A 290-nucleotide genomic window follows, 5' to 3' on the forward strand; every position below is an offset into this window, starting at 1 on the left:
TCATGGTCAAACCATGAATCAACCCACTGCTCGCCGCCTTCCAGCGTAGAATCCCAAATACCGCCCAGCGTTTCGCCAATGTTGTCGAAGATGGTGCCGAAGTTTTCCATCGCGCCCCCTTATGCCTGCTTGGTAGGCAACGCCGTGACTTGCTCCACTGCTTCGACGATAACCGGCACACTGCCCACGCTTTCCTTGTCCAGCTCGAACGCCAACTGGCTGCGGGCGGCAGTGTTCAACATGCCGTCAGCACCAAAGCCATAGCGGATAAAGGCGAGGCTGAACCACCC

General features: G+C 57.6%; 1 pseudogene. It reads right to left on the bottom strand.

What is annotated here, in order from left to right:
* Window positions 1–119 precede the first annotated feature (119 nt).
* Window positions 120–290 (bottom strand): annotated as a pseudogene (locus tag ABT56_RS24705) (major capsid protein P2); the annotation flags it as partial.

The organism is Photobacterium aquae (assembly GCF_001029445.1).
Taxonomy (GTDB): domain Bacteria; phylum Pseudomonadota; class Gammaproteobacteria; order Enterobacterales; family Vibrionaceae; genus Photobacterium; species Photobacterium aquae.